Genomic DNA, 6,537 nt, shown 5'->3' with positions numbered 1-6,537 from the left:
CATACATCAAGATCGCCAATGGCCAGATCGAGCTCGGTGCTCCAGGTGATCTCGCCTTCAAGACCGCTCGCAAAAGCTTTGAGGGGCCAAGCAGCTTATCTTCGGTGCTACCAAGCATGCCTGCCAGTCATGCCAAAACCGACGAGCATTTTGTCATTCGCTATGCCAATGGTAAACCGGCCAAACGACAGCCTTATCGCATCATCAAGGAAAGTGGCGAGGTGATCGAGGGTGTGACCGATGACCAAGGCCAAACCACCCTCATCGCTGATCAGGCCATCACCGGACTGAAGCTGATGCTGCTTGATCAGAACGCGGTCAAACCAGATGCGCCACCAAAAATCATTGATACCCAGGAAAGCATCTTACTTGATGTCAAGCAATTCACCGGCTACAGCTTCACTGGCGAAGAATATGATCTGTATGAGCAGGCTGGCGACCGTATGATTAAAGTAGGAAGTGGCACATTCAATGATGACGAACAAGGTACACGTCACTTTTTCAATCAGCCCAAAGAATTGATTGCCCTGATCGGAAGTGGAGAATGGGACATTCTTGATCCAACGGAAATTGGATGTGGATGTGGCGACACACACCATGAGGGAGAGGCACTGTGAGCACCGAACATCAAGGCCATCATGCAGATTCGGGTCTGACAAATGCCTATGTGGTCGCACGTGGCGACACACTGACCAAGATTGCGGCCAAATTCAATACGACCGTCGATGCATTGGCCTCACTGAACCACATTGCCAACCCCGATCACATCAGCGTGGGGCAAAGCATCAAAGTACCCGCCATCGCGCTGCGGTTTGTGGACAAGGCTAATCACCCCATTCCCGGTCTGACTTGTCGGCTGTGGTTTGCAGGGCAGTGTCAGGTGGTGGATTCTGATCAGAATGGCAAGACACCTTATATCTTTACAACAACTGATATCAAAGTCGAAGTCAAAAAGCCTGATGGCACATTCAAGCCGATCGGTCAGGTAAGGCAATCTCATCACCCCAAAACTGTCGAGGTCAGAAGCCCCAAGGCCAAAGTTACCGTCACCACCCAAACTCATGTGCCGGCAAAGCATCCCAGACCCAAGCCAGCCACCATGCATTCAAAGCCCAGCCCACCACCAGCAGCACCAAAAGTGGAGCAGCGGCGCGGACCGGACAGCCACCCCATCGCCCACGTCAGCGATGGACAATTGGAAAAAAGCGGGGCCGCCTGGCATGCCAAATTCCGGGAGAGCAAGAGCACCGCCGATCTGATCGAGCCGTTCAAATCCAATGTCGAGAAGTTCTTGGCTGCAATGAAGGCAGCAGGTATTTCCGTGAGAATCTCGACGACCCACCGGCCTGTTGAGCGCTCGTATCTGATGCATTACGCCTCTCAGATCGTGCGGGGTAAGATTACCGCAGACAAAGTGCCAGCCTGGCCTGGCGTCAATATAGACTGGTCACACAAAGATGCGGCAGGGAAAGCCGATTTGAAAGCAGCTAAACATGCCGCAGCAGACATGGTGAGAGCTTATGGGCTGGGCAACAACCCAGTAGCCAAGCCAGGACGCTCCAATCACAACAAGCGCCAAGCCATCGACATGACCATCACCAACTATGAGAGAAAAACGATCATAGATGCCGACGGCAACAAAGTGAAGATCGGCAGCTGGCATGATCTGAAACTTGTTGGAAAAACATATGACGTTATTTGGTTTGGCGCTAGAGACAGGCCACACTGGTCACCAACCGGAAGATAAATACATGAAAATAAATTATTTATTTACACTCCTTCTCTGCAGCATCTTTACACCGGTGATAGCAAAAGAGCCCCCTCCATTTGCTATCTTCTGGAAATTGGATGACAGGGCATGCTTGGCGCTACCAACAGGCACCACCACGCTCAAGACTGGAGAAAAACTGACATTGATTGCCCCCTCTAGGAAAAAAGCACTTTCCTTTACGGGTACGATCAAAAAGAAGATAAGCGAAGATTGCCTCAATGATATCCACGGATTTGATAGCTACCAACTCATCATCCCGGCCCAGACCAAAATGGACGACCACACACACGGCGTGGCGGTATTGCTTTCCGAAGGAGAGCTCATCAACAACCAGTTTGTGTCTCCCACATTCAACAATGGTAAACCCGTCATATTCACCCACTGCCAGCAAGAAGACACCGTCCACCTCAACGCCTGGGATGGTCAACCCTTGACTGGCAAACGTCTGTGGCATGGTATGGACAACCTGGAATTTGCGGGGAAGACCACCTGCAGGAAAGCGGAACTTGGGCAATGAAAACACACTTGCCCGTTGTCGTGCTCCTCTTCTTTTCATTAACAAGCTTCACACTGGCAGACTCTGCGGCATCCCCCTTTGGCATACTGAACCAAGTCGGCCAGTCACTATGCCTTGCGGTGGCCAACCCAACCCTGCTGGAAACGGGCACACCGCTGAAATGGATACAGCCACGCCCGCCCATGCGGGTATTCGATGCCATTGTGGTCAAGCCCAGACAAGCGGAATGTGCTTTTGCACAAGATGGCATGCAGTTTTATGAGGTTACGCTTAAACAGCGTGGCGTAGACGATCAACTCGACAACGCTATTGCTATCATTGCCCCTCTTGGTAGATTCAAGGATCGTCGTTATATCGACCCAATCCTAAATGGCGGCAAGCCGATCTCCTTCCGGCTATGCAACAGCAGCGAAGGGGTCCACCTAACCGCCTGGGCTGGAACCCCGCTCAAAAGCCACAGAATCTGGCACGGCTATACCCATCTCGAATTTGACACCACCCCAGATTGCCACCGCCAAGAAATGCCCGACGTTGAGTAAATCAACCCAGGAATCAGAAAGCAGAACCATGTCGAACACCGCCACCCGCCAACTTGTTTTGCAGTTTGACGAAAATGGCGATCCTGTCTACCCCTCTGTCTGCAGCCCGGAAGAATTCAAAGCACGGGGCTTGTGTATTGCCTTGCCACGCCCAGTCGTACCGATCATTTTTGTGCCGGGCATCATGGGTTCCAATTTGCGCAATATTAAAAACATGCGAGGTGCCTGGACACCGCCCAACAGCATGCTTGGAGGACTTTCCGAGGCAATCGACCGCTGGGCTCAATCTCCTGCCAAGCGCCAAGCTTCGATGATGCCGGACGTAGTTGAGGTGGATCCGACCCAACTGATTAAACTGCCATCCGACTTCCCACTTTTGACTGAGGAAGAAGCACGGCGGCGAGGATGGGGTACGGTACATTGGGATAGTTATGGCGAATTCCTGATCTATCTGGAAACCCAGCTCAATCTCCCTTTTCTGGATACAGAAATCAACCAGTTCAATAAGCGAGCCTTACAACCAGACTGGCAAACCGCCTTGGACTGTACGCCCGACCAACTAACCCAATCCCCCTATCAGCATTGGAACCCACAACAACCAGAGTTCGAGCCGCTGACGAAAGATGAGTTTGATCATTTCGCAAATTGCTACTATCCGACTTATGCCGTTGGCTATAACTGGTTACAGTCCAATGATCGTTCAGCGCATGATCTGCGCGACAAGATATTGGAAATCAAGAGTTATTATGATCGCAGTCAATATTTCAAATTTCAGAAAGTCATCCTGATCAGTCACTCCATGGGAGGATTAGTCACCAGACGTTGCCAGCAACTACCCGATATGGAGTCGCTGATTCTGGGAGTCGTGCATGGCGTCATGCCAACTCACGGCGCACCTGCGGTGTATCGACGCCTACGGGCAGGCACTGAGACCAATGGCGGATTTGACATCTTGGGTTTCTTTGTCGCAAAAGTACTGGGCTGGAGCGCTGCCGACGTTACCTGCGTTATGGCCCACTCCCCCGGCCCATTGGAACTGCTACCCAACAAGCAATACAACAACCAACAACCTTGGTTGCACCTGCAAGCAGAAACACATCAAGGGCAGAAGACCATTGTCAGTCTGCCAACATCTGGTGACCCTTATGAAGAAATCTACCGCCAGCAGCATACTTGGTGGCGCATGGTAGACGAGTCATTGATTGATCCAGCGAGCTTGGTGCCAAAAGAGACCCCAGACTGGACAGCTTGGGCTTCTTATCTGAAGGCACTTAATTTTGCGGAACAATTGCATGATCAGATCACCACGCAAGGGAAACCATTTCATCACAATACCTTTGCGAGCTATGGCGCTGACTATGGCAATACATCCCAGCAATCATTTGGCCAACTAACTTGGCTAGCAAAAGACAGCACCACACACCTTTCCCCAGAACAGTTACGAGATGAATTGGAACTGCAGGAATCCAATAATTTGGGGAAACTGACGGTCTCCCTCCCCAGCGCCCCGGATAAAACCATCCATTTCCGAATTTCGGGCAAAGATATCGGCGGTGATGGTACCGTGCCGGATATTTCTGGCCAAGCAGTAGATAAAACCGAATATGGTCTAAAACAAACCTTTCGCATGAAAGGCTTCAATCATCAGTTTTCATATCAAGATCAACATGTGCGACAGACTACACTATATTCAATAGCCAAAATCACGAAGGAACTTGATCTTGTTGAATAAGCAAAGTCTAGCCCAGTTGGCCATAACCAGCCTGATCATCACCCACCCGTTGTCCATCAAGGCTGCCCCAGCCAATATAGGAGCCCAAATGAGTGCTGCAAAACAAACCCTCTGCCTGGGTCGTTATCTGGTTGATCTTCCGAAAAATGCAACCTTAATCGGATCACGGGATGATCGTTATTCTGGCTATGAAGTAACCAGTTTCACCACCTCTCGCGATACCTTTGATAGGGCATTAAAAGAAAAAGAAAAGAAACTATCAGAAACCAAGCATAAAAAAGATCCAATGCTGCTTAAGTTAAGTAAGGAGCTGAAAGATGGGAAAATTTTAGCCTACTGGGAAAATGATTTTTCAGATGTAGGGTACATACTTGAAGCGCATTTATTCTCCAATCATATTCAGCACACTTTCAAAACTGAAGTAATAAAAGACAGGCTTTCGGCAGCTGTAATTAGATTGGAAAATACCATTCAAAAATTCATACATCGAGCCGAAAACGAATTGCCGCCACAAGATGGATTTTGCGTTCAAAATGGTTTCATAGCAGGCCAAATGAATGCTGCCAACGGGGATTTCGTTCAAGAATCAACTGCAGCTCGCTTTCAATTTAAATCGCATCCAGATTTTTATATTGAGGTCTCGACTGATTCCCTTAGAGGAGAAGCAGAGGAAAACCTTCTTACCCGCTGGAGCAAGGCACAAGGCTCGTTGGTGGGTATGTTCGCCACACAAATGGCCAGTGTGCAAAAGCTGCGGATGGGCGCACACCCAGTCGGCTCCTTAAAGGGCGAAGAAGTTCTCTTGTCATTGCCAGCAGAGGGGGGGGGCCGATTACACCAATTCACATGGGAAGTACCCGGCAAACCTGGATTGGTCATGGAACCTAAAATTCAGATCGTCATGGAAAGCGGTCTCAACCCCACGCCAAATGGGCCACGTAAGATACAGGCCAGCTTGAGCAATGAAACCGCCATGGAGCTATTTGATGAAATCGTCAACAGTATTCGACTACGCCCCATCACCGATGCCAACGGCGACAAGCCTGTAAGCGCCACCTCAGCCGTGCCGCTTGGTACTCTTGTGGCCAGTGGCCAACCTAGTCCGCAAACCGGTACTTGGCGCTGCAGCGAACGCCATGAAGATGTCGAGAGCGGCAATACACGAGTGTTCAAACAAGGCGAGATCATGCCAACCATCACCTTATTGGGCAAACCCGGCTTGTTGGATAGTTTGGCGGGCAAGCGACCGTCCAAGCCCAATTGGCCGACCGTTTGGCGGCTGGTGTCGATTGAAAAGACACCATGACTAATTCGATCAGGGACAGCATCTTCTGAAGCCCCACTTCGCAGACGAGTACCTACACCATGGTGGTCACCAGCCACAATGGCCGCTTTGACGGCTGGATCGCGCTGGATGAGGGCTTTGAATTCTTAGCCTCTTGTTGAGTGAATCCCCTCATTTGGAGTCGAAGCAGCTCATCGGTGCTGCCGCAATGCTGCCCCAACGCGATCTCTGGCTGCTTATGTTGCGGAACGTCGGGCATAGTGTTCAAGGCAATCGCATCCCCAAACACGGTGGTCTTTTTGTCGGAATAGCCCTGCCGAGAGAGAAAGTCGGTAGCGGTGAAGATCTCGAAGCGCTCGTCACGGATGAATTGCTTCGCCCGTCCATGGCCGCGCAGCACCGCCTCATGGAAGCACAATTTCCTGTTGCGCTGCACGTTTTTGTAGCGCATCCACCGTGCATCCGAATGCAGAGTGACGCATCCTCGCTTGAAAGGAAATTGTGGTGAATGGTCACACGTCAGTTCCGTGGCAACAATACAGATCCCGATGTCTGGGTAGTGCGTAGCGATTCTTGATCAGGGCCTGGCCGCTGAGGCGGCATTCACGGCTTTACGACCGCAAGCACAGCAATGGCGGTGGTGCAAATTAGCACGAGGGGCATTGATCGCCGCCGCCTCAACGCTGCGCCACC

Annotated in this window: 6 protein-coding genes and 1 pseudogene; 6 read left to right on the top strand and 1 reads right to left on the bottom strand. The window is 50.9% G+C overall.

Annotation, left to right across the window (positions count from 1 at the left end; translation table 11 throughout):
- The 6 genes and pseudogenes from HNQ59_RS18835 to HNQ59_RS18810 form a co-directional block, all read left to right on the top strand.
- Window positions 1-617, top strand: a pseudogene (locus tag HNQ59_RS18835) (hypothetical protein); the annotation flags it as partial.
- On the top strand, window positions 614-1,747 hold the full coding sequence (locus HNQ59_RS18830) for a LysM peptidoglycan-binding domain-containing protein (protein WP_184041938.1): 1,134 nt from the start codon (window positions 614-616) through the stop codon (window positions 1,745-1,747). The pseudogene HNQ59_RS18835 and the gene HNQ59_RS18830, both read left to right, overlap by 4 nt.
- Window positions 1,689-2,288 carry a hypothetical protein gene (locus tag HNQ59_RS18825; protein ID WP_184041937.1) on the top strand — a complete coding sequence of 200 codons (600 nt, stop codon included), beginning with the start codon at window positions 1,689-1,691 and terminating at the stop codon, window positions 2,286-2,288. Before HNQ59_RS18830 ends, HNQ59_RS18825 begins: the two co-directional genes overlap by 59 nt.
- On the top strand, window positions 2,285-2,827 hold the full coding sequence (locus HNQ59_RS18820; protein WP_184041936.1) for a hypothetical protein: 543 nt from the start codon (window positions 2,285-2,287) through the stop codon (window positions 2,825-2,827). The genes HNQ59_RS18825 and HNQ59_RS18820 overlap by 4 nt, the downstream gene beginning before the upstream one ends.
- A gap of 28 nt (window positions 2,828-2,855) precedes the next feature.
- Window positions 2,856-4,559, top strand: a complete 1,704-nt coding sequence (locus HNQ59_RS18815; RefSeq protein WP_184041935.1) for a lipase family alpha/beta hydrolase — start codon at window positions 2,856-2,858, stop codon at window positions 4,557-4,559.
- Window positions 4,549-5,865, top strand: a complete 1,317-nt coding sequence (locus HNQ59_RS18810) for a T6SS immunity protein Tli4 family protein (RefSeq protein WP_184041934.1) — start codon at window positions 4,549-4,551, stop codon at window positions 5,863-5,865. Before HNQ59_RS18815 ends, HNQ59_RS18810 begins: the two co-directional genes overlap by 11 nt.
- Before the next feature lie 52 nt (window positions 5,866-5,917).
- On the opposite strand, the gene HNQ59_RS18805 is transcribed toward HNQ59_RS18810, so the two are convergent.
- A complete protein-coding gene (locus tag HNQ59_RS18805) occupies window positions 5,918-6,295 on the bottom strand; it encodes a hypothetical protein (RefSeq protein WP_184041933.1) in 378 nt (125 codons plus the stop codon).
- Between the last annotated feature and the right edge of the window lie 242 nt (window positions 6,296-6,537).

Origin of the sequence: Chitinivorax tropicus, assembly GCF_014202905.1 — a bacterium.
Lineage (GTDB): Bacteria > Pseudomonadota > Gammaproteobacteria > Burkholderiales > SCOH01 > Chitinivorax > Chitinivorax tropicus.
The sequence above is the reverse complement of the archived record's forward strand: the minus strand, read 5'-3'. Positions and strand labels throughout refer to the sequence as shown.